This is a genomic window from Streptomyces sp. NPDC002104, from assembly GCF_053593795.1.
This window is the reverse complement of record NZ_JBSFDF010000036.1, coordinates 12,513-36,339: the sequence shown is the minus strand read 5'-3', so window position 1 is coordinate 36,339 and position 23,827 is coordinate 12,513. Positions and strand designations below refer to the sequence as shown.

Annotated in this window: 20 protein-coding genes and 1 riboswitch; of the genes, 8 read left to right on the top strand and 12 right to left on the bottom strand. The window is 73.4% G+C overall.

Going from position 1 to position 23,827, the window contains the following annotated elements; translation table 11 throughout:
* Positions 1 to 30 precede the first annotated feature (30 nt).
* The 3 genes from ACWCP2_RS26495 to ACWCP2_RS26485 all read left to right on the top strand — a co-directional run bounded on the left by ACWCP2_RS26495 (position 31) and on the right by ACWCP2_RS26485 (position 3,496).
* Positions 31 to 480, top strand: coding sequence for an SRPBCC family protein (locus ACWCP2_RS26495; protein WP_450911086.1), 450 nt, complete (start codon positions 31 to 33; stop codon positions 478 to 480).
* Positions 481 to 593: 113 nt separating this feature from the next.
* The gene (locus ACWCP2_RS26490; RefSeq protein ID WP_450911085.1) at positions 594 to 1,655 is read left to right on the top strand and encodes an ATP-binding protein; all 1,062 of its coding nucleotides are present in this window, start codon (positions 594 to 596) and stop codon (positions 1,653 to 1,655) included.
* 116 nt (positions 1,656 to 1,771) lie between these two features.
* Positions 1,772 to 3,496: a vWA domain-containing protein gene (locus ACWCP2_RS26485; protein ID WP_450911124.1), complete on the top strand. Its 1,725-nt coding sequence runs from the start codon at positions 1,772 to 1,774 to the stop codon at positions 3,494 to 3,496.
* A gap of 18 nt (positions 3,497 to 3,514) precedes the next feature.
* On the opposite strand, the gene ACWCP2_RS26480 is transcribed toward ACWCP2_RS26485, so the two are convergent.
* Positions 3,515 to 5,086: an RNA polymerase sigma factor gene (locus ACWCP2_RS26480; RefSeq protein ID WP_450911084.1), complete on the bottom strand. Its 1,572-nt coding sequence runs from the start codon at positions 5,084 to 5,086 to the stop codon at positions 3,515 to 3,517.
* Positions 5,087 to 5,299: 213 nt separating this feature from the next.
* Positions 5,300 to 6,061 carry a class I SAM-dependent methyltransferase gene (locus ACWCP2_RS26475; RefSeq protein WP_450911083.1) on the bottom strand — a complete coding sequence of 254 codons (762 nt, stop codon included), beginning with the start codon at positions 6,059 to 6,061 and terminating at the stop codon, positions 5,300 to 5,302.
* Between the two features lie 90 nt (positions 6,062 to 6,151).
* A riboswitch (ZMP/ZTP riboswitch) is annotated at positions 6,152 to 6,251 on the top strand.
* 28 nt (positions 6,252 to 6,279) lie between these two features.
* Here ACWCP2_RS26475 and ACWCP2_RS26470 point away from each other — a divergent pair.
* Both ACWCP2_RS26470 and ACWCP2_RS26465 read left to right on the top strand, forming a co-directional pair.
* Positions 6,280 to 7,161 (top strand): bifunctional 5,10-methylenetetrahydrofolate dehydrogenase/5,10-methenyltetrahydrofolate cyclohydrolase, encoded by an 882-nt coding sequence (locus ACWCP2_RS26470; protein ID WP_450911082.1) that lies wholly within the window; start codon positions 6,280 to 6,282, stop codon positions 7,159 to 7,161.
* Between the two features lie 136 nt (positions 7,162 to 7,297).
* Positions 7,298 to 8,827 (top strand): peptide MFS transporter, encoded by a 1,530-nt coding sequence (locus ACWCP2_RS26465; RefSeq protein ID WP_450911081.1) that lies wholly within the window; start codon positions 7,298 to 7,300, stop codon positions 8,825 to 8,827.
* A gap of 145 nt (positions 8,828 to 8,972) precedes the next feature.
* Here ACWCP2_RS26465 and ACWCP2_RS26460 read toward each other — a convergent pair whose 3' ends face one another.
* From ACWCP2_RS26460 to ACWCP2_RS26445, 4 genes are all read right to left on the bottom strand, one after another.
* Positions 8,973 to 10,151 (bottom strand): MAB_1171c family putative transporter, encoded by a 1,179-nt coding sequence (locus ACWCP2_RS26460; protein ID WP_450911080.1) that lies wholly within the window; start codon positions 10,149 to 10,151, stop codon positions 8,973 to 8,975.
* Between the two features lie 7 nt (positions 10,152 to 10,158).
* On the bottom strand, positions 10,159 to 11,583 hold the full coding sequence (locus tag ACWCP2_RS26455; protein ID WP_450911079.1) for an NAD(P)/FAD-dependent oxidoreductase: 1,425 nt from the start codon (positions 11,581 to 11,583) through the stop codon (positions 10,159 to 10,161).
* Positions 11,584 to 11,705: 122 nt separating this feature from the next.
* Entirely contained in the window at positions 11,706 to 12,266 is a 561-nt protein-coding gene (locus tag ACWCP2_RS26450) for a toxin-antitoxin system, toxin component (RefSeq protein ID WP_450911078.1), read from the bottom strand.
* The gene (locus ACWCP2_RS26445; protein WP_450911077.1) at positions 12,263 to 13,396 is read right to left on the bottom strand and encodes a hypothetical protein; all 1,134 of its coding nucleotides are present in this window, start codon (positions 13,394 to 13,396) and stop codon (positions 12,263 to 12,265) included. Before ACWCP2_RS26445 ends, ACWCP2_RS26450 begins: the two co-directional genes overlap by 4 nt.
* 307 nt (positions 13,397 to 13,703) lie before the next feature.
* Between ACWCP2_RS26445 and ACWCP2_RS26440 the strand changes: the two genes are divergently transcribed.
* Positions 13,704 to 14,126 carry a hypothetical protein gene (locus ACWCP2_RS26440; protein WP_450911076.1) on the top strand — a complete coding sequence of 141 codons (423 nt, stop codon included), beginning with the start codon at positions 13,704 to 13,706 and terminating at the stop codon, positions 14,124 to 14,126.
* Here the strand turns inward: ACWCP2_RS26440 and ACWCP2_RS26435 are convergent.
* Both ACWCP2_RS26435 and ACWCP2_RS26430 read right to left on the bottom strand, forming a co-directional pair.
* The gene (locus ACWCP2_RS26435; protein ID WP_450911075.1) at positions 14,112 to 14,975 is read right to left on the bottom strand and encodes a helix-turn-helix domain-containing protein; all 864 of its coding nucleotides are present in this window, start codon (positions 14,973 to 14,975) and stop codon (positions 14,112 to 14,114) included. The genes ACWCP2_RS26440 and ACWCP2_RS26435 overlap by 15 nt on opposite strands.
* A 23-nt stretch (positions 14,976 to 14,998) precedes the next feature.
* Positions 14,999 to 16,813, bottom strand: coding sequence for a hydroxysqualene dehydroxylase (locus tag ACWCP2_RS26430; protein WP_450911074.1), 1,815 nt, complete (start codon positions 16,811 to 16,813; stop codon positions 14,999 to 15,001).
* A gap of 287 nt (positions 16,814 to 17,100) precedes the next feature.
* Between ACWCP2_RS26430 and ACWCP2_RS26425 the strand changes: the two genes are divergently transcribed.
* Positions 17,101 to 17,406: a 4a-hydroxytetrahydrobiopterin dehydratase gene (locus tag ACWCP2_RS26425; RefSeq protein ID WP_450911073.1), complete on the top strand. Its 306-nt coding sequence runs from the start codon at positions 17,101 to 17,103 to the stop codon at positions 17,404 to 17,406.
* A gap of 20 nt (positions 17,407 to 17,426) precedes the next feature.
* Positions 17,427 to 18,185, top strand: coding sequence for a class I SAM-dependent methyltransferase (locus ACWCP2_RS26420; protein WP_450911072.1), 759 nt, complete (start codon positions 17,427 to 17,429; stop codon positions 18,183 to 18,185).
* Positions 18,186 to 18,263: 78 nt separating this feature from the next.
* On the opposite strand, the gene ACWCP2_RS26415 is transcribed toward ACWCP2_RS26420, so the two are convergent.
* The 4 genes from ACWCP2_RS26415 to ACWCP2_RS26400 all read right to left on the bottom strand — a co-directional run bounded on the left by ACWCP2_RS26415 (position 18,264) and on the right by ACWCP2_RS26400 (position 23,823).
* On the bottom strand, positions 18,264 to 18,704 hold the full coding sequence (locus ACWCP2_RS26415) for an RICIN domain-containing protein (protein WP_450911071.1): 441 nt from the start codon (positions 18,702 to 18,704) through the stop codon (positions 18,264 to 18,266).
* Between the two features lie 7 nt (positions 18,705 to 18,711).
* Positions 18,712 to 19,560: an aldo/keto reductase gene (locus ACWCP2_RS26410; protein ID WP_450911070.1), complete on the bottom strand. Its 849-nt coding sequence runs from the start codon at positions 19,558 to 19,560 to the stop codon at positions 18,712 to 18,714.
* A 232-nt stretch (positions 19,561 to 19,792) separates the two neighbouring features.
* Complete coding sequence (locus tag ACWCP2_RS26405; protein WP_450911069.1) at positions 19,793 to 20,587, bottom strand: ABC transporter ATP-binding protein; 795 nt, start codon at positions 20,585 to 20,587, stop codon at positions 19,793 to 19,795.
* Positions 20,584 to 23,823, bottom strand: a complete 3,240-nt coding sequence (locus ACWCP2_RS26400) for an ABC transporter permease subunit (RefSeq protein WP_450911068.1) — start codon at positions 23,821 to 23,823, stop codon at positions 20,584 to 20,586. The genes ACWCP2_RS26405 and ACWCP2_RS26400 overlap by 4 nt, the downstream gene beginning before the upstream one ends.
* Positions 23,824 to 23,827: the final 4 nt, after the last annotated feature.

Sequence of the window (23,827 nt, the reverse complement as noted above, 5' to 3'; positions counted from 1 at the left end):
AGTCCATCAGGGGGGCTCCGAGGGGTCGCCATGTCCGCGATCAGCAAGAGCATCGACATAGACCGCAGTCCCGAGGACGTCTACGCGTACGTCACGGACCCCACGCACCTGCCGGAGTGGCAGGACAGCGCCCTCGCCGCGCTGCCGATGGGAGACCTTCCCGTCCACGTGGGTTCGAAGGTCCTGGTCACCCGGCAGATCGGCCGGCGCTCGATCCCCACGACCATGGAGGTCATGGAAATGGACCCGCCGCGCAGCTGGCACTTCCACGGTGTCGAAGGGGCGGTCCGGCCGGACGTGAGGGGCCGCATCGAATCCCTCGACGGGGGCGCCCGCTCACGCGTGACCATCGCCGTCGACTTCGAGGGCCACGGCCTGGGCCGGGCGCTCGTCCCGCTCGCGGTCAAGCCCATGGTCCGCAAGGAGATGCCCCGCAGCGAGGAGAAGCTCAAGCACCTGCTCGAGCACGCGGCGGCCTGAGCGCAAGGGGCGCAGGACCCCGCCCGGCCCGGAAAACCGGGTGCCCGGGGACATGCGGTGCGCCCACACTGGGCGCACACCCCGTACCCGGACACCCGAGGACACCCACACCCGTGCAGGCCGCCGTCACCGTCACCCCCGCCCAGCTCCCCGAACTCCTCCTCGGACTCGCCACCGTGCGGCCCGTGTTCCTGTGGGGTGCGCCCGGCATCGGCAAGTCCTCCCTGGTGCGCAAGTTCGCCGACTCGCTGGGACTGGAGTGCGTGAGCCTGCTCGGTACGCAGCTCGCGCCCGAGGACCTGATCGGCGTACCGCAGATCCGCGACGGGCGTTCCGTGTTCTGCCCGCCCGAGGCGATCGCCCGGGACGAGCCGTACTGCCTGTTCCTGGACGAGCTCAACGCCGCGGGCCCGGACGTGCAGAAGGCCTTCTACTCCCTGATCCTCGACCGGCGGATCGGCTCCTACGAGCTGCCCGCGGGCTCCATCGTCATCGGCGCGGGCAACCGGGCCACCGACAACGCCCTGGCCCGCCCCATCGCCTCCGCGCTCGTCAACCGGCTCACCCACGTCCACCTGAACGCCTCCGCCGGGGACTGGCTGATCTGGGCCGGCGAGCACGGCATCCACCCGTGGGTCACCGACTACCTCACCGACCGGCCCGACCACCTGTGGTCGCAGCCGCCCAAGACGGAGGAGCCCTTCTCCACGCCCCGCTCCTGGCACATGCTCTCCGACGCCCTGCACTCCTTCGGCCCGGACCTGGACGAGCAGACCCTCGGCGTGCTCGCCCACGGCACCCTCACCCCCGCGCACGCCGTCTCCTTCCGCGGCTACGCCAAGATCGTCCGCCACAGCTTCGGCATCGACGCGGTCATCAAGGGGGAGGCCTCCTGGCCCGCCCGCATGGAGGACCGCGACCTGCTCTACTACCTCGCCGAGGCCTTCCGGGGGCGGCTCGTCAAGGAACTGCCCGCCCGCAAGGAACACGTCTCGCCCGGGGTCCGGCAGACCGCCTACCGGGCCAAGTCCCTGCTGGTCCAGCTCGCCGAGATCTCCGTCGAGGTGGCCCAGACCGTCATCGCCGACGACACCGACGGACAGCCGGTCCTGCCCGCCTGGTTCCTCATCGAGGCCGCCCGCGACATGCCGCGCCTGGTCGAGGCCCGCCGGTGAGCACGTCCGGGCCCGCCAAGCCCGCCAAGCCCGCCAAGCCCGGCAGGCAGTCCAAGGCCGGTAAGCAGGGCAAACAGGCCAAGCCGGACCCCGCCACCCTCGCCTACGAGGCCGGGCTGGCCGCGATCCGGCACAACCCGGCCCTGAACGCCGTCTCCGCCTCCCACTGCCGGAGCCTCACGTGCGCGCACTGCGCCGCCGCCGGCCTCGCCGTGGTCAGCTCCAACGGCGTGGTCCACGCCCACCCCACCCGCCGCGCCGAATCCGCCGAATGGGCCTGGGCGCTGGCGCACTGCCTGCTCCACCTCGGCTTCGGCCACGTGCCCGCCGCCAAGGACGACGGCCGCCCGCAGCCCGGCCGCGCCGACCTGGCCGCCCGCTGCGTGGTCGTCAACCGCTTCCTGCTGAACTTCCCCGTCGGCCGGGCCCCCGACCGGCTCCCCGACGCCTACCCGGGCGGAGACGAGGAGCAGCTCGCCGGCGCCTGGCGCCAGGACGGGGTCCCGGCCCGCTACGAGGACTGCGGTACGAGCGCCCCCGGCGCCCCCGACCAGATCCTGGTGGCCTGGCACGGCTGGGGCGCCGTACCGGACTGGCAGACCGGCTTCGCCCACGCCCTCACGAGGTCCGTCTCCGAGACCATGGACCTGGCCGCAGGCCGCGAGGGACACCGGCCGCAGCCGTGGGAGCGGGCCCTGAACTGGTTCGTCTCCTCGTACCCCCTGCTCGGCGGCATCGCCGCGGGGCTGCGGCTCGTCGCCGACGCCGAGCTGGCCCGCGCCCAGGGCATCGACATCGCCGCCGTCAGCGCGAGCGCCGGGGAGATCTACGTCAACCCGCTGCGCACCTTCACCGACGGGCAATGGCGGTTCGTCCTGGCCCACGAGATGCTGCACGCCGCCCTGCGCCACGGGGAGCGCCGCGGCGCCCGCGACCCGTACCTGCACAACGTGGCCGCCGACTACGTGGTCAACGGCTGGCTCGTCGAGATGGACATCGGGGAGATGCCCGAGGGGCTGCTGTACGACGCGGCCCTCAAAGACCTCTCCGTCGAGGAGGTCTACGACCGGATCACCGGTGACCTGCGCCGGATGCGCCGGCTCGCCACCCTGCGCGGCAAGGGCCGCGGGGACATCCTGGGCGAGCCGCTGCCCCACCCGGGCAGCCGCCCGTACACCGACCTGGACGAGTTCTACCGGCGCGGCCTGGTCCAGGGCTTCGACCTGCACGGGTACGGGGAGCGCGGGCTGCTGCCCGCCGGGCTGATCGAGGAGATCCGGGCCCTGGCCCACCCGCCGGTGCCCTGGGACGCGCGCCTGGCCCGCTGGTTCGACGAGTACGTCCCCCGCCCGGAGCCGGTACGTAGCTTCGCGCGCCCGGCCCGGCGCCAGGCCTCCACCCCGGACATCCCGCGCGCCGGCCGGTACTTCCCGCTGGAGGAGACGGCCCGCTGCACCTTCGGCGTGGTGCTCGACACCTCGGGGTCGATGGACACCGCCCTGCTGGGCAAGGCGCTCGGCGCCATCGCCTCGTACGCCGAAGCCCGCGACGTGCCGGCCGCCCGCGTCGTGTTCTGCGACGCGGCGCCGTACGACGCGGGCTATCTGCCCCCGAGCGAGATCGCGGGCCGGGTGAAGGTGCGGGGCCGGGGCGGGACCGTGCTGCAGCCGGGCATCGACCTGCTGCTCCGGGCGGAGGACTTCCCGCCCGGGGCCCCGGTGCTGGTGATCACGGACGGGTGGACCGACACCCTGCGGATCCGGCGCGAGCACGCCTTCCTGGTCCCGCAGGGTGCCTCCCTGCCGTTCACGCCCCGCGGGCCGGTCTTCCGACTGGCCTGAGGGGCGTGGACCCCGGTTTTAGTCGAGGTAGTCGCGCAGCACCTGCGAGCGCGACGGGTGGCGGAGCTTGGACATGGTCTTCGACTCGATCTGGCGGATGCGCTCACGGGTGACCCCGTACACGCGGCCGATCTCGTCGAGGGTCTTCGGCTGGCCGTCGTTGAGGCCGTAGCGCATGGAGACCACGCCCGCCTCGCGCTCCGAGAGCGTGCCCAGGATGGACTGGAGCTGCTCCTGGAGGAAGGTGAAGGACACGGCGTCGGCCGGTACGACCGCCTCGGAGTCCTCGATGAGGTCACCGAACTCGCTGTCGCCCTCCTCACCCAGCGGGGTGTGCAGGGAGATCGGCTCGCGGCCGTACTTCTGGACCTCGATGACCTTCTCGGGGGTCATGTCGAGTTCCTTGCCCAGCTCCTCCGGAGTGGGCTCCCGGCCGAGGTCCTGGAGCATCTGGCGCTGGACACGGGCCAGCTTGTTGATGATCTCGACCATGTGGACGGGGATGCGGATGGTGCGCGACTGGTCGGCCATGGCACGCGTGATCGCCTGCCGGATCCACCAGGTCGCGTACGTGGAGAACTTGAAGCCCTTGGTGTAGTCGAACTTCTCCACGGCGCGGATCAGACCGACGTTGCCCTCCTGGATCAGGTCCAGGAAGAGCATGCCGCGGCCGGTGTAGCGCTTGGCGAGGGAGACCACGAGACGGAGGTTGGCCTCCAGCAGGTGGTTCTTGGCCCGGCGGCCGTCCTCGACGAGGATCTCCAGCTCGCGCTTGAACGCGGGCTTGTGGTCCTCCTCCTCTTCGAGCTTGTACTCGGAGAAGAGGCCGGCCTCGATGCGCTTGGCGAGCTCCACCTCCTGCTCGGCGTTGAGCAGCGGCACCTTGCCGATGAGCTTGAGGTAGTCCTTGACGGGGTCGGCGGTGGCACCGGCGACCATGACGGTCTGGGCCGGGGCGTCGTCCTCGTCGTCGTCGGACAGGACGAAGCCGGCGCTGCCGCCCGTCTTGGGCGTCTCCTTCTCGTCGCCCTCGTCCAGGTCCTCGGCCGCCCAGTCCTCGCCCTCGGCGACGGCGGCCTCGGCCTCGTCGCCGTCCTTGGCGGTCTTCTTCGTGGCGGCCGTCTTCTTCACGGCGGTCTTCTTGACGGCGGTCTTCTTGACCGTCCGCTTCTTGGGCGCGGCGGCGGCCTCGGCCGCCACCTCCTCCTCGGTCCCGGAGGCCGACGGGTCGGATATCGCCGCGGCGGGGGTGGTGGCAGCCGTTTTGCGCGCACCGATCAGGCGCGGCGGTGCGGCGGCCTTCTTGGCGACGCGCGCCGGAGCGGCGGCCGCCTTGCGCGCCTTCTTGGCGGGAGCCTTCGTGGCGGGGGCGGCGCTGACGTGCAGCGCGACGCCCTCCTCGTCCAGGACCTGGTTCAGGCTGCGCAGGACCCGCTTCCACTGGTCCACCGGGATGCGGCCGGCCTCGAAGGCCTGGCGCACGTCATCACCGTTGATGTGACCCTGCTCGCGGCCGCGCTCGACGAGCGCGACCAGGGCCTCTGATTCGGCGATTTCCGTGGGGAACGTACGGGACGGGCTGAGCGACACAAGGAGCCTCTCGTTGCGAACAGATAAGGGGTGGCGGGACATCATCGCGCGAACTCGGGAAACAGACCCGAGGGGGGTCTGTATTCCGGGCCGCACGAGGACACCTGTCGGTTCATCGCATGCCCGAGTAGATTCGTTACGCGCTGAATTGAGTGACCTGCGCCACGCTGCGACCGGGGGGCCGGTCGCGGGTGGTCGCGTCCGCCCGTTTTGTCAGCCCGTTTTGCGGGCTTCGATGAGAAAACGGGCGGTGTGTGCGACGAACGGGCCTTCGTGCGCGATCTGTTCGTGCAGCTCGCGCAACCGGTCCCGATGCTGCCCGACCGTGAAGCCCGGCACCATCCAGATCACCTTCCTCAGAAAGTAGATCACGGCTCCGATGTCGTGGAACTCCGTCCGAAGCCGCTCCGAGCGCAGATCGACCACCTCCAGCCCCGCCTTCGTGGCCCCGGCGACCGCGTCGTCGGGGTGCCGGGCCCGCCGGACCTCCTCCGGCTGCGGGCCCAGGAAGTACTCCACGAGCTCGAAGACGCTCGCCGGCCCGACCTGCTGGGAGAAGTACGTGCCGCCCGGCTTCAGCACCCGCGCGATCTCCTCCCACCAGATCGTCACCGGATGCCGGCTGGAGACGAACTCGAAGGCCTCGTCGCCGAACGGCAGCGGCGGCTCGTCGGAGTCCGCGACCACCACGGTGCCCATCGGGTGAAGGAGTTTTGTCGCCTTGTCGACGTTCGGTGGCCACGATTCGGTGGCCACCGTCAGCGGGGGCAGCGGCCCGGCTCCGGCGAGCACCTCCCCGCCGCCGGTCTGGATGTCCAGGGCGGAGCCGACCTGCGCCAGGTGCCGGGCCAGGAGGCGCTGGTAGCCCCAGGAGGGACGCTGCTCGGTGGCGCGGCCGTCGAGCCAGGAGAAGTCCCAGCCGTCCACGGAGACGGATTCCGCTTCCGCGACGAGATGGTCGAAAGTGCGCGTCATGTCTCGATCGTCCCAGGTCCGGCCCCGGTCATCCACCGCATTGCCGGGACGGGGGCCACGCCGGACCTCCCGGGGGGTCGCCTACACTGGGCGGCGGGCCGTGACTGGCGTTCGGGTGGATCACCACCGGGGAGCGGCCCGGCGTACTCCCGCATCCGTACGCCGACTGCCGCGCGCCTGGGCGAACCGCGATCCCGTAGCGACGCCCAGGAGCCCCCATGACCACTCAGACGACTGCCCAGACCGCCACGCTGATGGACGGCACCGCGCTCGCCCGCCGCATCTCGGAGCGGACCGCCGAGTACGCCGCGAAGATCACCGAGCGCACCGGTACCGCGCCCTGTCTGGCGACCGTGCTCGTCGGGGAGGACCCCGCGTCCGTCACCTACGTCCGCATGAAGCAGAACCGCTGTGCCAAGGCCGGGATCACCTCCCGCCACGTGGAGCTGCCCGCCGCGACGACCACCGAGGAGCTCGTCGCCACCCTGACCGCGCTCTCCGAGGACCCGGAGATCAGCGGCATCCTGCTCCAGCACCCCGTCCCGCACCACATCGACGAGCGCGCCGCCTTCGAGGCCATCGCCCCGGGCAAGGACGTCGACGGGGTCACCATGCACTCCTTCGCCGCCATGGGCTTCGGACTGCCGGGCTTCGTCTCCTGCACCCCCGGCGGCATCATGCGCCTGCTGGAGGCCTACGACGTGGACCTGACCGGCAAGCACGCCGTGGTCGTCGGCCGCAGCGCGATCCTGGGCAAGCCCGCCGGGATGCTGCTCCTGGAGCAGAACGCCACCGTCACCTACTGCCACTCCCGCACCGTGGACCTGCCGTCCATCGTCCGCCAGGCGGACGTGCTGGTCGCCGCCGTGGGCAAGGCCGAGTTCATCCGCGGCGAGGACATCAAGCCGGGCGCCGTGGTCCTGGACGCCGGCTACAACGAGGGCAACGTCGGCGACGTCCACTTCGAGTCGGCCGCCGCCCGTGCCTCCCTGATCACCCCGGTCCCGGGCGGCGTCGGCCCGATGACCATCGCGGTGCTCCTGGAGCAGACCGTGCAGGCCGCCGCCGCGCAGGCCGGTCTGGCCCTCGCGGACCTCTGACCCGGGCCCCGCTCCCTCCGTCGCGACGAACGCCCCGGGCCCTTCGGTCCGGGGCGCTCCGTTTCCCGCGGTAACGGGCCGAAAGGCCGATCCCGGTCCGGCGCGACGGGGCTCCACTGAATATGTGAAGCCTTCGATGGATATGCAGAAGCCCCCGGCGTCGGACGCGGCACCGGGCGCGGCGGCGGCGGTGGGTCGCAAGCGCCACCCGCGCGGGCTCGCCACCCTCGTCCTCGCCGAACTGTGGGAGCGATTCAGCCTCTACGGCATGGTCGCCATCCTCGTGCACTTCCTCGCGGCCTCCCGCGGCCACGGGGGCATGGGACTCCACGAGGGCACCGCGGAGGCCGTGGAAGGCGTCTACATGGCCATGATCTCGCTGCTGGCGCTGCCCGGCGGCTGGATCGCCGACCGGTTCCTCGGCGCCCGCCGGGCCGTCCTGTGGGGCGGTGTGGTCATCATGGCCGGCCACGTCCTTATGGCCGTCCCGAACCCGGTCTTCGTCTGGCCCGGCCTGGTCCTCATCGTCATCGGCACCGGCCTGCTCAAGCCGAACATCTCCGCGCTGGTCGGCCGGCTGTACGCGGCCGACGACGACCAGCGGCGCGACGCCGGATACTCGATCTTCTACATGGGCATCAACCTCGGCGCCGTCATCGCCCCGCTCGTCGTCGGCTACCTCGGCGAGGAGGTCAACTGGCACCTCGGCTTCGGCGCCGCCGCCGTCGGCATGGCCCTCGGCCTGGTCCAGTACGTCCTCGGCGGCCGCCGCCTGTCGCAGCAGCTGCGCACGGAGCCCGTGGTCCGGCTCACCGCCGCCGAGCGGGCCAAGGTGGGCAAGTCCTCCGCGTACGGCCTGGTCTTCACCGCCGTACTGATCACCCTGCTGGCCGCCTCGCACGCGCTGAGCATCGACAACATCACCTTCGTACTGACGATCGTCGCGGTGGTGGTCCCGGCGGGCGTGCTGCTCTCGATGTACCGCAGCCCCAAGATCGATCGGGTCGAGAAGACCCGGCTGCGGGCCTACGTCTGGCTCTTCCTGGCCGCCACGCTGTTCTGGCTGGTCTACGACCAGATGGGCAACGAGCTGAACATGTTCGCCGCCCAGAAGACCGACCTGTCCCTGCTCGGCCTGCACATCCCGGCGAGCTGGACCCAGTCGCTGCCCTCGCTGTTCGTGATCATCCTGGCCCCCGTCTTCGCCGCCTTCTGGGTGCGCCGGGGCAAGCACATGAGCACCCCGTTCAAGTTCGGCCTGGCCCTGCTGCTGACCGGCGCCTCCTTCGTGGTCATGTCGGGCGCCGCGGCCATCGCCTCCAGCGGGGTCAAGGTCTCGCTGATGTGGCTGGTGGGGGTGTACGTGATCCAGGTGATGGGCGAGATGTGCCTGAGCCCGGTGGGCCTCTCGGTCACCACCAAGCTCGCCCCGCGGGCCTTCACCAACCAGATGATGGGGGTCTGGTTCCTCGCCGCGGCCACCGGCGACGCGATCGGCGCGCAGCTGCCCCGGCTCGACGCGGTCATCGGGCAGAGCTGGAACTTCCTGTGGCAGGGCGCCATGGTGATCGCGGCCGGCGCGGTGATGGTCTTCTTCACCAAGCGGCTCAAGGTCCTGACGGGCGAGGCGGCCGCGAGTCGCGAAGCGGTCGCGGCGGCGGCCTGACGGCGGCCCCACGGGGCCCTGGCGGGCTCCTGACGGGCTCTTGGTGGCGCCTTGGCGGCGGGCCTGACGGCGCCCTGGCGGCGGCCTGGCGGCGGCCTGAGGGGCCCCCTAGCGGCACCCCGACGCCGGCCCGGCGGCGTCCGGCTCAGAGCCGGGCCGCGGCCCGGCGGCGGGCCTCCGCCACGATGGGCGAGGTGTGGAACTCCCGGGCCAGCTCCGTCAGCGGCCGGGAGCCGAGGCGGCAGGGCTCGGCGGGGCCGCACCCCGGGCCCGGTTCCACCCGGCCGGCGGCGGTCCGGCGCCGGCACGCGACCGCGAGCACCGCCGCGTCCGCCACCAGGGCGGCGCCCCGCTCGCACCGGCCCTGGGCGAGCGCGGCCTCGTAGGCCTCGCTCCGGACGGCGGGGTCGAACCACGAGGCGAGCGCCAGCAGCCCGTCGTCGATCACCGATTCGCGGTGGATCAGCCGGATCCCGACCGGGGACCACCAGGTCAGCGGGACCGTCATCACACTGGACGAGGCGAACCCGTTCAGGGCCCTCCACAGCGGCCGCAGCCGCCGGTACTGGCTGAACTCCTGCCAGGCCGCCGATTCGCCGACCAGGGGCACGATGAACCCGATCCCGACCAGCAGGGCCGCCGCCGAGGCGAGCGGCGGCGCGACGTAGGTGGACAGCCCGTCCCAGTCGCGGCCCGACCAGCGGGCTCCGACCGCCGCCCACTTCGCGACGAGGTAGCCCACGTCCATCACCATGCCGGACATCAGCAGCGCCAGCCCGGTCCGCAGGGCCCGCAGCGCCGGGTCCACCCGCCGCAGCCACTTCCAGCACAGCAGGGACAGCGCCGTGCTGCCCACGGCGTGGGCGGTCAGGTAGAGCGCGATCATCTCACGGATCCACGGGGTGTTGGCGTAGTACGTGTCCAGGTCCCGCAGCCGCTCCACCGGCGCGTCCCCCATGACGAACAGGAAGACGATCGTCACCATCACGGCGCTGTACGCCACCACCGTGATCCGGGTGGCCCGCAGGACGCCCGGGGTCGGTCCGCCGCCCCAGTGCAGGATCAGCACGATGCACGACGCGGAGAACGCCGTGAGCACGCTGTAGACCAGGGGAGCGGAGAAGTTGACGACTCCGGTGAGGCGGTTGACCGCGGCGATCGTCGGCGGACCGGACAGGAACATGGCGAGGGAACCGACGACCAGCAGCGTGCACACGGCCCGCATCAGCGGCTGGTCCCAGCCGTCGCGCAGCGTCGGGGCCTTGATGACCAGTGCCAGGACGATCACGAACCCCGGCACGTAGAGGATGAGCCCGTCCGACATCGCGCGGCTAGCGGGCGTCGACGGGGTCGGCCTCTTGGTCGAGTCCCGCGACGCCGCGCTCGGCCGCGGTCAGCGGCGGGGCCTTGAGCGCACCCCGCTCCGAAGCGCGCAGCACCTGCCAGACCACCGAGGGCCGGACCCAGTGGGTGGGCGGGCTGGTCATGGTGATGACCTCCAGGAAGGCCGCGGTCAGCCCCTCCCGGGTGGTGGCCCCGGTCATCAGCCGCGAGACGTAGGAGTTGAGCAGCCCGGAGCCGGCGCGCGGCTCCATGCCGGTGGCGCCCGGGTACAGGATGTCCTGCGAGGTGGCGAGCTCCCAGGCGGTGGCCACCTGCGGGGCGAGGGCGCGCTGCGCCTCCATGCCGAGGGCGGGGTGGGCCAGGCCGCCCTTGGACCGCAGCAGGGCGCGGACGGCGAGCAGGCCCTGGGCCGCGACCGTCATGCCCTGGCCGTAGAGCGGGTTGAAGGTGGCGACCGAGTCGCCGACCGCGAAGAAGCCGTCGGGGAGCTCCGCCTTCTCGAAGAAGATCCGGCGGTTGGCGGTGCCCTGGGTGACGGCGACGTCCGTCAGCGGCTTCCTGCCCTCCAGGAGCTCGCCGACGATGGGGTCGCGGATGCCCTTGGCGAACGGGATGAACGCGTCGGGGTCGCCGGTCGGCTGGCCGCCCCGGGTCCCGGAGAGGGTGGCCTGCCACTGGCCGTTCTCGATGGGCACGATCGTCGCGGTCTGACCGGGGACCGGGACCCGCGGGTCGGACTGGACGTTGACGATGGGGAAGCCCATCTCGTGGGCTCCGGCGGGGGCTTCGAAGATCCTGGTCGCGTAGACCAGGCCGGAGTCGACCTCCGCCTGCCGGATGCCGTCCACGCCGAGCGCCTGGAGCCAGGCGCGGGCCCGGGAACCGCGGCCGCTCGCGTCGACCACCAGGTCGGCGGTGACCAGCCGGCCCTCCTCCTCCGGGGTGTCGACACGGACTCCGGTGATCCGCGACGCGGTGCCCTCCAGGGAGCGGACGCGGCTGCGCTGGAGGGTGGTGACCCCGTCCAGGGCGATCACCCGGGCGCGCACCACCGAGTCGAGGAGGTCGCGGCTGCAGGAGACGTTGAACTGCTTTTCCCCGTACCGGGGGATCCAGCCCTGGGCGGTCTTGGTGACCAGGTCGGTGGGCAGGCTGCGGCGGATCGCGCCCGCTCTCGTCCAGTCCTCCATGATGCCCGGGAGGATGTCCGCGATGGCGCGGGCGCCGCCCGACCACATGACGTGGACGTGGCGGGCCTGCGGCAGCCCGCGCCGGGGCTCCGGGGCCTCGGGCAGGGTGTCCGCGTCGATGATGGTGACCGACGCGTGCTCGGCGAGGACGGCGGCCGCCAGGAGGCCGGCCATGCTGCCTCCGATGACGACGGCGTGGCGGGGCGGGGAGGACTGGGTCATCGTGTGGTGCTCTCTGTCAGGGCCGTGCGCGTGCGCATCGGCGGAATAGGTGCGTCGGCGGGAAAGCGGTGGTCAGCCGCCGGGGGGCATGCTCCGGGTGCTCCGGGTGCTCCGGGGCCCGCTCAACGTCCGCAGCCGAACGAGGTCTTGATGCGCTCGATCGCCTCGGGTACCTGCTCTTCCCGGGGCGGTGGCAGGAAGGTCTTGAGGATCTTTCCGAGGTGCAGCCCGAAGGTCTCCGCGCGGATCTCCGCGGGATCGCTGCCGTCGGCCCGGGCGGCCGCCTGCCGCAGTACGGTGCCCAGCCCCTCGTCGGAGTGCAGCAGCTCGGCCAGGCCGCCGCCCCGGCCGGTCAGCCGGGCGGCCACCGCCATGCCCTGGCCGTGCAGGTCGCAGGTGCCCTCGTCCAGGTGCCACAGCTCGTGGCAGGCGATGACGAGCTGGTGCTCGGGGCGGGTGCGCTCCTCGATGACGAGGAGGTCGCGGTCCTCCATCTCCAGCCACAGCCCGCTGGCGGTGTCGGGCGGGAAGGTGGCGAACCGGAACAGCACCGGCCGGTCGCGGCCGCGTCCGTACGCGGCGCACAGGCCGCCGATGATGCCGGGGGCGTCCGTGTTCGGAACCAGGCGCGCCGCCGCCAGCAGATCGGAGCCGAGCTTCCGCATGGCCCGTGTGGTCCTCATCGCGCTCCCCCTTCGTCACTGCGGTCGGCGGGCCGGCCCGGTTCGGCCGACCGGCCCGGTTCGGTCGACCGGCCCGGGACGGCCGGTTGGCCCGGGACGGCGGGGATGGCCGGACCGGTGGGGATACCTGGGCCGGCGGGGACGCCCGGACCGGCGGGGCGGGCCAACTGCCCCTCCCGTGCGAGCAGATCGTCCAGGTGGTCCGCCAGCGCCTTCCAGCCGCCCGGGGAGAGCCGGCCCGCCCGGGTCACGATGCTGCGCACGTCGTGCGCCCGCATCACGGCGAGCATCGGGTTCTCGGCGGGCCGTTCCGCGGATTCCAGTTCCCGCTCGATCCCGGCGAGGGCGGCGCTCAGCGCCTCGGCGTCCCGGGCCAGCAAGAAGCCGCTCTCCACCCCGTAGAAGCGCTGGATCCCGGCGGCCGCCGCCAGGTTGGGCAGTCCCTCGCCCTGGGCGAGGCGGGTCAGCGACTGGCCCGAGGCGTCGAAGGAGCCGGCGATGGCGGAGAGGGAGTGGGCCTGCCCGTCCGCGCGGGGGCGGGTGCGGCGCAGGTGCTCGAAGCGGCGGCGGACCTGTTCCTTGAGCGGGAGCCGGGGCGGTGTGCCGTCGAGCGTGAGCCGGATGTCCTGCGGGGTGATGCCGGTGAGGTACGAGAGGCGTTCGAGGTCGTCCGCGGCGCCGTCGGCCCGGCCGTCGGGCCCGGTGGTGGCCAGGGCCCGCTCCACCGCGCTCTTGCTGTCGGCGAGCAGGAATCCGGGGTAGACCCCGAAGAACCGCTGCACCCCCGCCGCGTGGCCGAGCCGGGGCAGTCCCGTGCCCGCGTTGAGCGGGCCGAGGGAGGCGCCGGGCGCGTCGAAGTCCTCGGCGATCGCGGCGAGCGACCACTCCTTGCCGTGTTTGTCGCGCCGGGTGGCGCGCAGCCGCAGGAAGCGCTGGTGGACCCGGGCGCAGAGCGGCAGCTCGGCGGCGGTACCCGTCAGCACCGCGGGGACGCGCTCCGGCGCGACCCCGGACAGGTGGCTGAGCCGGTCCGCGGAGAGCACCCGGGCCGGGTCCTGGCCGTGTCGCTCCGCCGAGGCCACGACGCGGTCCCAGGCCGCGGTCAGCTCGGCTCGGTCGGCGGCTCGCACCAGGCGTTTCTCCGTCAGCAGAGAGAAGGATCGATGTGGTTGCTCTGCGTGAAGCCTAGCCCCCCGGTGAGTGGCCGAACAGGAGTACCCCCCACCTTTCTTTCCGTCCGCCTCAAAAAAGGTGGGGCCGGGGGCCTGGCCGGGAGGGGCCGGAGCGTGCCTTACCCCGGAGGTAATCGACCCGTGCGGACCCCGGCGGCACAGTGGAGCCATCGGGTTCCGGGGCCGCGCACTCGGCTCCGGGGCCCGGTCGTCCGTACTCCGCACCCCACCAGCGCAATCGACCCTCGACGGAGGCTGATCCGCCATGTCCGCAACCCTGCTCACCGCCGTAGCCCGCACCGCCGTCCCGCAGACCGCGCTGCGCCGGTTCCTCGCCCTCGACTCCGTCGTCACCACCGGCAACGGGCTCGCCTACGCCGCCTTCTCCGCCCCCCTCGGCCGGCTGCTCGGCCTCGGACAGGGGCTGGTGCTGGGGCTCGGGGTGTTCCTGGTGCTCTACGGGGCGGGCGTCGGGCTGCTGGCCTCGCGCCGCCGGCCCCCGGTCTTCCCCGTCAAGCTCGTCATCGAATCCAACTACGCCTGGGCCGCGCTCAGTCTCGTCGCCCTCATCGTCCGGTTCGAGCCCACCACCGCCGGGGCGGTGTGGATCCCGGCGCAGGCGCTCACCGTCGCCTCCTTCGCCCTCCTCCAGCAGCTCGCACTGCGCGCGGGCTCAGGGCGACAGTGACCGCAGGTACTTCACCGTCGCCGGGTCGGCCGGCAGGAGGGTCTCGATGGCCAGCTCGGCGACCGTCACGTCCATGGGGGTGTTGAAGGTGGAGATGGAGGACACGAAGGAGAGCAGGTGTCCGTCGTGCTCGATCCGCAGGGGCAGCGCGAGGTACGCGACGGCCTCGGCCGGCCCGTCTTCGCATGCCTCGTCCTCGTACGGCCCGTCCGCGCCGGGGCCCGACCCCGCGGGGGCCGTCACGGCGGGGCCCGACCCCGCGGGGGCCGGATAGGCGGACACCTCCTCGTACAGCGCGCGCAGCGGCGCCGAACGGGCCAGTGCGATCTGCCGCTCCATCTGGGCCAGCAGGTGTCCGCGCCACTCGCGCAGGTTGCGGATCCGGGGGGCGAGGCCCTCCGGGTGCAGGGTCAGCCGCATCGCGTTGAGGGGGCCGGCCAGCAGGTGCTCCGGCAGCCCCTCCATCAGCATCATGACGCCCCGGTTGGCGGCCACCACGTCGTACGCCGCGTCCACCACCAGCGCCGGATACGGCTCGTAGGCGGTCATCAGCCGCTCCAGCCCCTCGCGCAGCACCCCCATCGAGGGGTCGCCGAGCGGGGTGTGGGCGTACCGGGGTGCGTAACCCGCCGCCACCAGGAGGGCGTTGCGGTCCCGCATCGGGACGTCCAGGTGGTCCGCGAGCCGCAGCACCATCTCCTCGCTCGGCCGGGACCGGCCCGTCTCCACGAAGCTGATGTGCCGGGAGGAGGAGTCGGCGCGGCCCGCCAGCTCCAGCTGGCTGAGTCCGCGCCGCTCCCGCCACGTGCGCAGCAGGGCGCCTACCGTCAAGGGCGCAGCAGTCGTCATACCGCGACGTTAGCCCAGCCGGTTCACCCCACGTCGAACACGTTCCGCAGGCCGAGACGGTAGCGCCACAGGTCGTGCCGCTTGGCGGACTCCACCTCCGGGGCCCGGTAGCGCTTCTGCACCGTGCAGCGCGGGGCCGGTGAACCATCGCTGTCGAGCAGGGAGTTGACGGCTGCCCGGGCCGAGGCGTTGGCCCCCTCCATCGTCGCCAGGTCGATGTCCACGGACACGTAGTCCCCGCTGAGGAAGAAGTTCGGGATCCGGGTGCCGGCGCTCGGCCGGTTGTGGAAGGTGCCGGTCGGGTGGATCAGCAGCTGGTCCTGGTTGGTCGGATGCGGGGTGCCGATCCCGTCCACCCCCGGGTCCAGGAACCACGAGTGCAGCTTCCCGTCCGACAGCAGGGTCTTCCCGGTGTCGTTGAGCGAGGCCTTCAACTGCGCCCACACCTCGCGGGCGACCTCCTCGCGCGTGCACTGCTTGGCCGTCTTCCCGTAGAGGATCCCGGGCTTGTCCCACTCGGAGATGTCCACCGACAGGCAGTCCACGGCCGCCCCGTCCCCGTAGTCGGCGGGGAAGTCCCGCGCCGGCCAGTGCTCGGCCTGCTGGATCGCCGTCAACGACCAGGGTGAGTCGATGCAGTTGAGGTGACCGTGCACGAGGGGTGCGCGCTCGGTGAGGTAGAACTGGATGCCGGTCATCCAGTCCGTCCGCAGCAGGTCGCACCGCCCGAGCATCGGGTCGGCCGCGCGCAGCGCCGGGCTCCAGGTGCGGCGGGCGTGTTCGACCGGCAGCGCGCTGACGTAGTGGTCGGCGGTGACCGTCTGCGCGGCTCCGGCCGGATCCTCGACGAGGACACCGCTCACGCGGCCGTCCCCGTACCGGACCTCGCGCACCGTCCAGCCGATCCTGAACTCCACGCCCAGCGTGCGCAGATGCGCCTCCCAGGGGTCGATCCACGCCTCGTTGGTGGGCAGGTTCAGGATCCGGTCCGGCGGGCCGTCGGCGCCGCGGCCCAGCAGGTTGAAGACGAAGGCCTCCCCGAGCGTGCCGACGGTGCGGGTCGAGGCCTCCTCCGCCTTGGTGGCCACGATGTTGCGGGTGACGCCGATGGCGAGGATCCGCTGGTACTCGCTCGACATCCGGGCGGCCCGGGTGAACTCCCACCACGGGGTGCGCTCCCACTGCTCGTCGCGCCGCTCGTCGCAGCTGGTCAGGAAGACCAGGGCGCGGTCGACGAAGTACGCCGTCTCGTGCGGCGGGAGGCGGACCAGCGACTGGAGGATGCCGGTGAGGGCCCGGCGCAGCTCGTCGGGGGTCAGCTCGGCGGGGGAGTGCTCCGGCCAGGGGATGGGCGCGCGCAGGTCCTCGCGGCCGGCCGCCCGGGCGAACATCATCTCGCGCGGGGCGACCAGGTTGTCCCAGACCCCGTTGGCGTTGCCGGGGAAGGGGATGCGCCGCATCGTGTCCGGCAGGTTGTGGTAGATCCCCGGGATGAAGCGGAAGCCGTGCTCGGCGGGGAGCGGGCGGCGGCCGCCCCGGGCGCTGCCGGGGACGTCCATGCTGCGGGCCTTGCCGCCGAGGGCCCGGCGCTCGTACACGGTGACGGCGTAGCCGCGTTCGGCCAGTTCGTGCGCGGCGGTCAGGCCCGCGACCCCGCCGCCGAGGACGGCCACCCGGCGCGCCTGCCCGGCCGCGGCGGGTCCCGCGGGGGCCGCCGGCGCGGTGGGGCCGGTGGCGGCCTCGGCCGTGGCCGGGAGGATCCCGGCGGTCGACAACGCGCCCGCGGTGGCGGCGGCCCCCGCGATGAAGGTGCGCCTGGAGTTTCCTGTGCGCGTCACGGTGATGCTCCCTCGCTGTCGTCGGCACCCGGCGGTGTCACCGGCATTACCGGCGGTAACAGTCACGTCCGGCGCAGGAGCATAGGGGCGGCGCGATGGTCACGGAAGGCACGGAAGTACCCGCACGCACTATGGCGCGAAACCTTCCCTCCGCCCCGGGCTGTGGGAACCTTGACTCCACGTCAGGCCAATCGGGCCGTCGCGTACGTCGTACACGTCCTGCACGTCGTACGCGTCGCGTACGTCGTGTACGTCGTGTACGTCGTGTTCGGGGAAGGAGCCTGTGGATGTCGAGAGAGCCGCTTTCGCAGAAGGAGATCGAGGACCGGCTGCGGGAGCTCCCCGGCTGGGCCTTCGAGGACGACCGGATCATCCGGACCTACCGGCTGGGCAGCCACTTCGCGGCGAGCGCGCTGGTCGGCCACATCGCCAGCGTGCAGGATGAGTTGAACCACCACTCCGATCTCACCCTCGGCTACAACACCGTCCGCCTCTCCGTGAACACGCACGACGCCGGAGACGCCGTCACCGACGCCGACTTCGCCCTCGCCGAGCGCGTCGAATCCCTGGCTCCCGCCCACGGCGCCGCCTGAACACCGGAAGCACCCACCTGATGCCCACGCCGCGACCGCTCCTCGACTACGACGCCGAAGCCGAGGCCTACGACGCCACCCGCGGCGGGGTCCCGCGCGCCGAGGCCGCCGCCGCGGCGGTCCTCGGCCTGCTCCCGCCGGACACCGTCACCCTGCTCGACCTCGGCTGCGGCACGGGACTCGTCACCACCCGCATCGCCGCCGGCCGCCCGGGACTGCGCGTGCTCGGCGCGGACACCTCGTACGGGATGGCCGCCAAGGCGCGCTCCCGGGGGATCCCGGTGGTCCTCGCCTCCGGGACCCGGCTCCCGTTCCGCACGGGCTCGCTCGACGCGGTCGGCGCGGTCTGGCTGCTGCACCTGCTGCGCTCACCGGGCCTGGTGGCCGCCGTGATCGCCGAGGCGGGGCGGGTGCTGCGGCCCGGCGGGGTGTTCGTCACCACCGTCGACAAGGACGCCGCCCACGACGTGGGCAGCGACATCGACGCGGTGCTCGCCGAGCACCTCACCACGACCCCCGCCGACTCCGCCGAGGCCGTCACCGGCCATGCGGCCGCCGTGGGCCTGCACCCCTGCGGCGAAGCCCTCTTCACCGGCCACGGCCAGGGCCGCACCCCGCGCGGGGCCGCCGCCGCACTGCTCGCCGGGCGCTACGCCTCCCGGGTCCACCCGCGCGGGATCACCCCGCGCGAGCTCGCGGACGCGCTGGAACTCCTGCCCGGACCGGACACCCCGCGCGCGGAGCCGACGTACCGGCTGCACGGCTTCGTACGGGCCTGACGGGCGGGGCGGGGGCTGCGGGCGACTGCCCGCAGCCCCCGCCCCCGGCCCGCCCGACCCGGCCCGCCCCGCCGTCCGTCAGGCGGGCTCCAGGCGCCACCACTGCGCCGGGGAGTCGGTGTCCTCGCACTGCCGGGCCTGGCCCTCCGCGTCCGCCTCCAGCGGCAGACCGCTGATGGCGGCGATCAGCGAGACCACACCGGGGTCGTCGAGGTGCTCCTCCACGACCCACTCCTGCGCCCCGAAGGCGTTCGCCTTCCAGACCTGGACCCGGGTGCCGCTCTCGGTCGAGGCGTTCGCGACGTCGAGCCGCTTGCCGTTGTGGACGCTGACCAGGTGGAAGATCCCGCCGCCGCTGTGCACCGGAGCGATCTCCCACAGCCGGGCCGCGGCCGGCTCGCCGTCCGGCCCGACCCGGACCCGGTTGCCGCGCTCCACCTGGAGCAGCAGCCCGCTGGCGGCATTGCGGATCCGGTGGACGCCCTCGGGTGCCTTCGTCCCGCTCACCGGTTCGCTCACCGGCGGATCAGAAGTCGAACTCGGCCGGGTCGGGACCGATCCGGCGGCCCGCACCGTCCGCACCGAGCGCGTCCAGCGCGGCCACGTCCTCGGCGTCCAGCTCGAAGCCGAAGACGTCCAGGTTCTCCCGGATCCGCGCCGGGGTCACGGACTTCGGGATCACCACGTTGCCCAGCTGGAGGTGCCAGCGCAGCACCACCTGCGCCGCCGAGCGGCCGTGCTTGGCCGCGATCGCGGTGACGGCGGGCAGGGTGAGCAGGTCCTTGCCCTGGCCGAGCGGGGACCAGGCCTCGGTGACGATGCCCAGGCGCGCGTGCAGGGCGCGCAGCTCGGCCTGGGGGAGCAGCGGGTGGAGCTCGATCTGGTTCACGGCCGGGACCAGGGAGCTCTCGGCGCCGAGCCGTTCCAGGTCGGCGGGGCGGAAGTTGGACACGCCGACGGCCTTGGCGCGGCCGCTCGCGGCGATCTCCTCGAAGGTCTTCCAGATGGCGAGGAAGTCGTCGCGCATCGGGCGCGGCCAGTGGATCAGGTACAGGTCGATCTCGTCGAGGCCCAGCTTGGCGAGCGAGGCGTCGAACTCGCGCAGCACGTTGTCCCGGCCCCAGGTCTCCGACTTCCCGTTCCACAGCTTGGTGGTGACGAAGAGCTCCTCGCGCGGCACCCCGGCGGAGGCGATGGCCTTGCCGGTGCCCTCCTCGTTGCCGTAGATGGCGGCCGTGTCGATGCTGCGGTAGCCCGCCTCCAGCGCGGTCCGGACGGCCTGTTCCGCCTCGGCGTCCGGAACCTGCCAGACGCCGTAGCCGAGCTGGGGCATGAGCGTGCCGTTGTTGAGCTTGATGCCGGGGACCTGGTTCACGTGGGTCGTTCCCTCTGGTCGTCGCTGGTGCGGGTGCTGACGGGCTGCCGTACGGACACCGGCGCGCGGGCCCGTACGACCGGCGACAACCGGCCCCCGGCGTGGCCTATTCCCGCCGGACGGGTGAAATCCGTACGGCGGGAACAGGCGCTCGGCGCGACGGCGCCCCCGGGTGCGACTGGGTGCGACTGGGTGCGACTGGGCCCCCAGGTACGCCCGCGCCCGGGTGCGCCTACGCCCCCAGGTACGCCTCACGGACCAGCGGGTCGGCCCGTACCTCCGCGGCCGTGCCCTCGGCGAGCACGGTGCCCAGGTCCAGGACGACCACCCGGGTGCACAGGTCCATCACGAAGGCGACGTTGTGCTCGACCAGCAGCACCGCGCAGCCCTCCTCCCCGGCGAGCCGGCGCACGACCGCCGCCAGCTGCTCGCGTTCGGGCGCGGACATGCCCGACGCGGGTTCGTCCAGGAGCAGCACCCGGGGCGGATCGGCCACGGCGCGGGCCAGCTCGACCATCCGGGCCCGGCCCACCGGCAGACCGCCGGCGTACGCGTCCCCGAGCGCGCCGATGCCGCAGTCGGCCAGCACCCGCGCGGCCCGCTCCCGGCGCTCGCGCTCCCGGCGGCGCCGGGAGGGCGAGGCGACCAGATCGGCGGCGAAACCGCCGCCCCCGCCCCGCCACTCCTGCGCGACGAGGACGTTGTCGGCCACGCTGAGCTGCCCGAACAACTGCTGGCGCTGGAAGGTCCGGCGCATGCCGCGGCGGGCCCGCCAGACGGGGGAGCGCCGGGTGACGTCCACCCCGTCGAGCAGCATCCGGCCCTGGTCGGGCCGCCGGATCCCGGACAGCACGTCGAACAGGGTGGTCTTCCCGGCCCCGTTCGGCCCGATCAGCCCGCACACCTCGCCGGCCCGGATCCCGAGGTCCACGCCCGTCAGCGCCCGGACCCCGCCGAACCGGACGCTGATGCCGCGCGCCTCCAGTACGTACGGGCCCGCGGACGGGGCTTCGCCCGTGCTGCTCATGTCGCCATCCCCAGGTAGGCCTCGGTGAGCCGGTCCGCCTCCACCTCGGAGCGCGGGCCGCACCAGGAGACCCGGCCCTGCGTGAGGTAGGCGACGGTGTCGGCGATCCCGAGGATCTCGGCCGCCTTCTCCTCCACGAGCAGCAGCGCGGTCCCGGCGGCGCGGAGCTCCATGAGCAGCCCGTACACCTCGTCCACCACGCGCGGGGCGAGCCCGAGGGAGGGCTCGTCCGCGATCAGCACCCCGGGGGGCCGCTGCAACAGCGGTGCGAGCGCCAGCATTTGCTGCTCCCCGCCGGACAACGACCCGGCGGGGACGGTGCGGCGCTCGCGGAGCCGGGGGAACCGGTCGTAGACGGCGTCGCGTTCGTCCGCCCCCCTCAGGTACAGAGCCAGATTCTCCTCGATGCTGAGCGAGGGAAAGATCCCCCGGCCCTCGGGTGCGATCAGCACCCCTCCCCGGGAGCGGCCCACGGCGCCGTCACGCGTGGCGTCCCGCCCGCCGACGAACACGGCCCCGCCGCTGAGCGGCAGCGCCCCGGCCGCCACCCGGCAGGCGGTGCTCTTCCCGGCCCCGTTGGGCCCGAGCACGGCGAGGATCTCGCCGCGCCGCACGGCAAGGTCCACCCCGTGCAGCACGAGCCCCCCGTCGTACCCGGCGGTGACACCGCGCAGCTCCAGGGCGGGTGCCTCCGCGGAAGGTTCCGGGGCGGTCCGGTCCCGGGCGGGCCGGTCCGGAGCGGGCCGGGCTGCGGACGGTTGCCCTGCGGGGCCTTCCCCCACCCCGCCCCTTCCCGAAACCGGGGGCGCTGCCCCCGGCCCCCCGGCCCGGGGCTCCGCCCCGACGGCTTCGGGGGCCCCGCCCCCGGACCCCCACGCCTCGAGCACCGACGGGGCCGGCTTGCCGCCGCGCGGCGTTTGTGCGCGCCGGGCGCGCAGCACCCGGAACGGGGTCCGGGGCGCAGCCCCGGTTTCGGGAAGGGGCGGGGTGGGGGAAAGCCCCGCAGGGCCCACCCCGGTTCCGCCACTGCCCCGAGCAGCAGGAACGGCGGCCCCGCCCCCAACCTCGGCGACACCCCGAGCCGCGGGCACGCCTTCGGGCCCGGCCCCGGCGATGGCCCCGGGGCTTGCCTCGGGACCGGCCGAGACGCCGGCTCCGGTCCCGGCCCCGGCCTCGGCGACACCCCGGGCCACGGGCATGGCCCCGGCCCCAGCACTGGCCTCGGGACCGGCCGAGACGCCGGCTCCGGTCCTGGCCCCGGCCCCGGCCTCGGCGACACCCCGGGCCACGGGCACGGCCCCGGCCGGGGAGCCGGCCGCGGGCCGGGCCTTGGCTCGGCGGCGGGCCAGCCGTACCGGCACCGCCGCGCAATACCCGTCGGGATCGTTGGCCAGGGCCAACCCCGCCAGGCCGAACAGGATCACCGGCAGGTGCGCCGACTCCGTCACGTAGTCCGCCATCACCCGCGGAGCGACGGCGAAGACCAGCCCCGCCACCACCGCGTACTGCGGCCTGCGCACGCCCGCCGCGACCACCACCGCCAGCCACACCAGCCCGGTCATCGCCGTGAAGTCCGTAGCGGTGATGCGGGTGTTGTACGAGGCGTACATCACGCCCCCGAATCCGGCCAGCCCCGCCGACAGGGTGAACAGGAGCAGCTTCGTGCGCAGCACGGACACCCCGGAGGCCATCGCGGCCGCGGGAGCCGACCGTACGGCGAGCATCGCCCGGCCCGAGGGGGAGCCGCGCAGCGCGCTCAGCCCGGCGGCGACGGCCGCGACCAGGAGGACCAGCGCCACCCCCAGCGCCCGGTCGTCGGAGAGGTCCACCGGCCCGATGACGGGGCGCGGGACCGACCAGCCGGAGTCCCCGTTGCGCAGCCACCGCATCTGGAAGAGCACCTGGTCCGCCAGGAAGGCCAGGGCCAGCGTCGCCAGCGCCAGGGAGCGCCCGCCCAGCCGCAGTGCGGGCAGGGCGACCAGGGCCCCCAGCAGGGCGGCCACGCACGTGCCGACGGCCAGTGCCGCGACGAAGGGCCACCCGCGGCTCATCAGCAGTCCCGCGACCAGCGCGGCCCCGGTGACGAAGGTGCCCTGGGCCAGGGACACCATCGCGCCGAGCCCGGTGACCACGGTGAAGGACATGAACACCAGGGCCAGCGCGAGCCCCTGGGCGAGGAGCCCGCTCCAGAAGGGGGTCGTCACGGTGTAGAAGGCCGTCGCGAGCAGGACCGCGCCCGCGGCCCACACCCCCCACCGCCGCACCCACGGTGCCCCGGCCAGATGGTCCGGCGAGGCCACGTCCACGGCGGCGGTCCCGGCGGCCCGGGCCCGCCGGGTGAGGACGAGGAGTCCCCCGAACAGGATGAGGAAGGGCACGGCCGTCCTGAAGCCGGTGATGGAGTCCGCGAAGGACGCGTAGCCGACGACCAGGTTCTGCAGCACTCCGAGCCCCAGTCCGCCCGCGAAGGCGAGCGGGACGGAGGCGAACCGTCCGATGACGGCCGCCGTGGCCGACACGAAGAGGAACAGGGTGAAGTCGTGCGCCGACAGCCCCAGCAGCGGGGTCGCGAGCACCCCCGCCAGTCCGGCCAGGCCCGAGGCGATCATCCACGCCACCGAGGACAGCCGGTCGGCGTCGATCCCGCGCAGCTCGGTGAGCGAGCGGTTGTCGACGGCGGCCCGCAGCCGCAGCCCGAGGCGGGTGTGCCGCATCAGCACCCACAGCGCGACCGCCACCACCGCCGTGGCCACCCAGGTGATCAGCTGGTCGGAGTCGATGCCCACGTCGGTGGTGAGCTGCCAGGACTTCGCGGGGCTCGGCCCCACCCCCGGCAGCCCGAACTGGTTCTCCGCGGGCTTGAGCGGCGCCCCCGCGCCGGTCAGGAGTTCCACCGTCCACAGTCCGGCCGCCGGCAGGGCCACCAGCAGTCCGATGGTGGCCACGATCTGTGCCGTCTCGCCGACCTGGGCGAGCCGCCGGAACATCAGCCGGTCCAGCGCCCACCCGAGCCCGGGGGCCAGGACGAGGACCACCAGCAGCGCCGCCGGGACGGCCGGCCAGCCGAGCCCGGAGTGCAGTTCGTAGAAGGTGAGCGCGCAGAGGTAGGCGGTGGCCCCGTGCGCGAAGTTGAACAGCCCGGACGCCGAGTACGACAGCACCAGCCCGGTGGCGAGCAGTGCGTACAGGGCGCCGGACACCAGACCGCTCAGGACGAAGGCGAGCAGATCTCCCATTCCG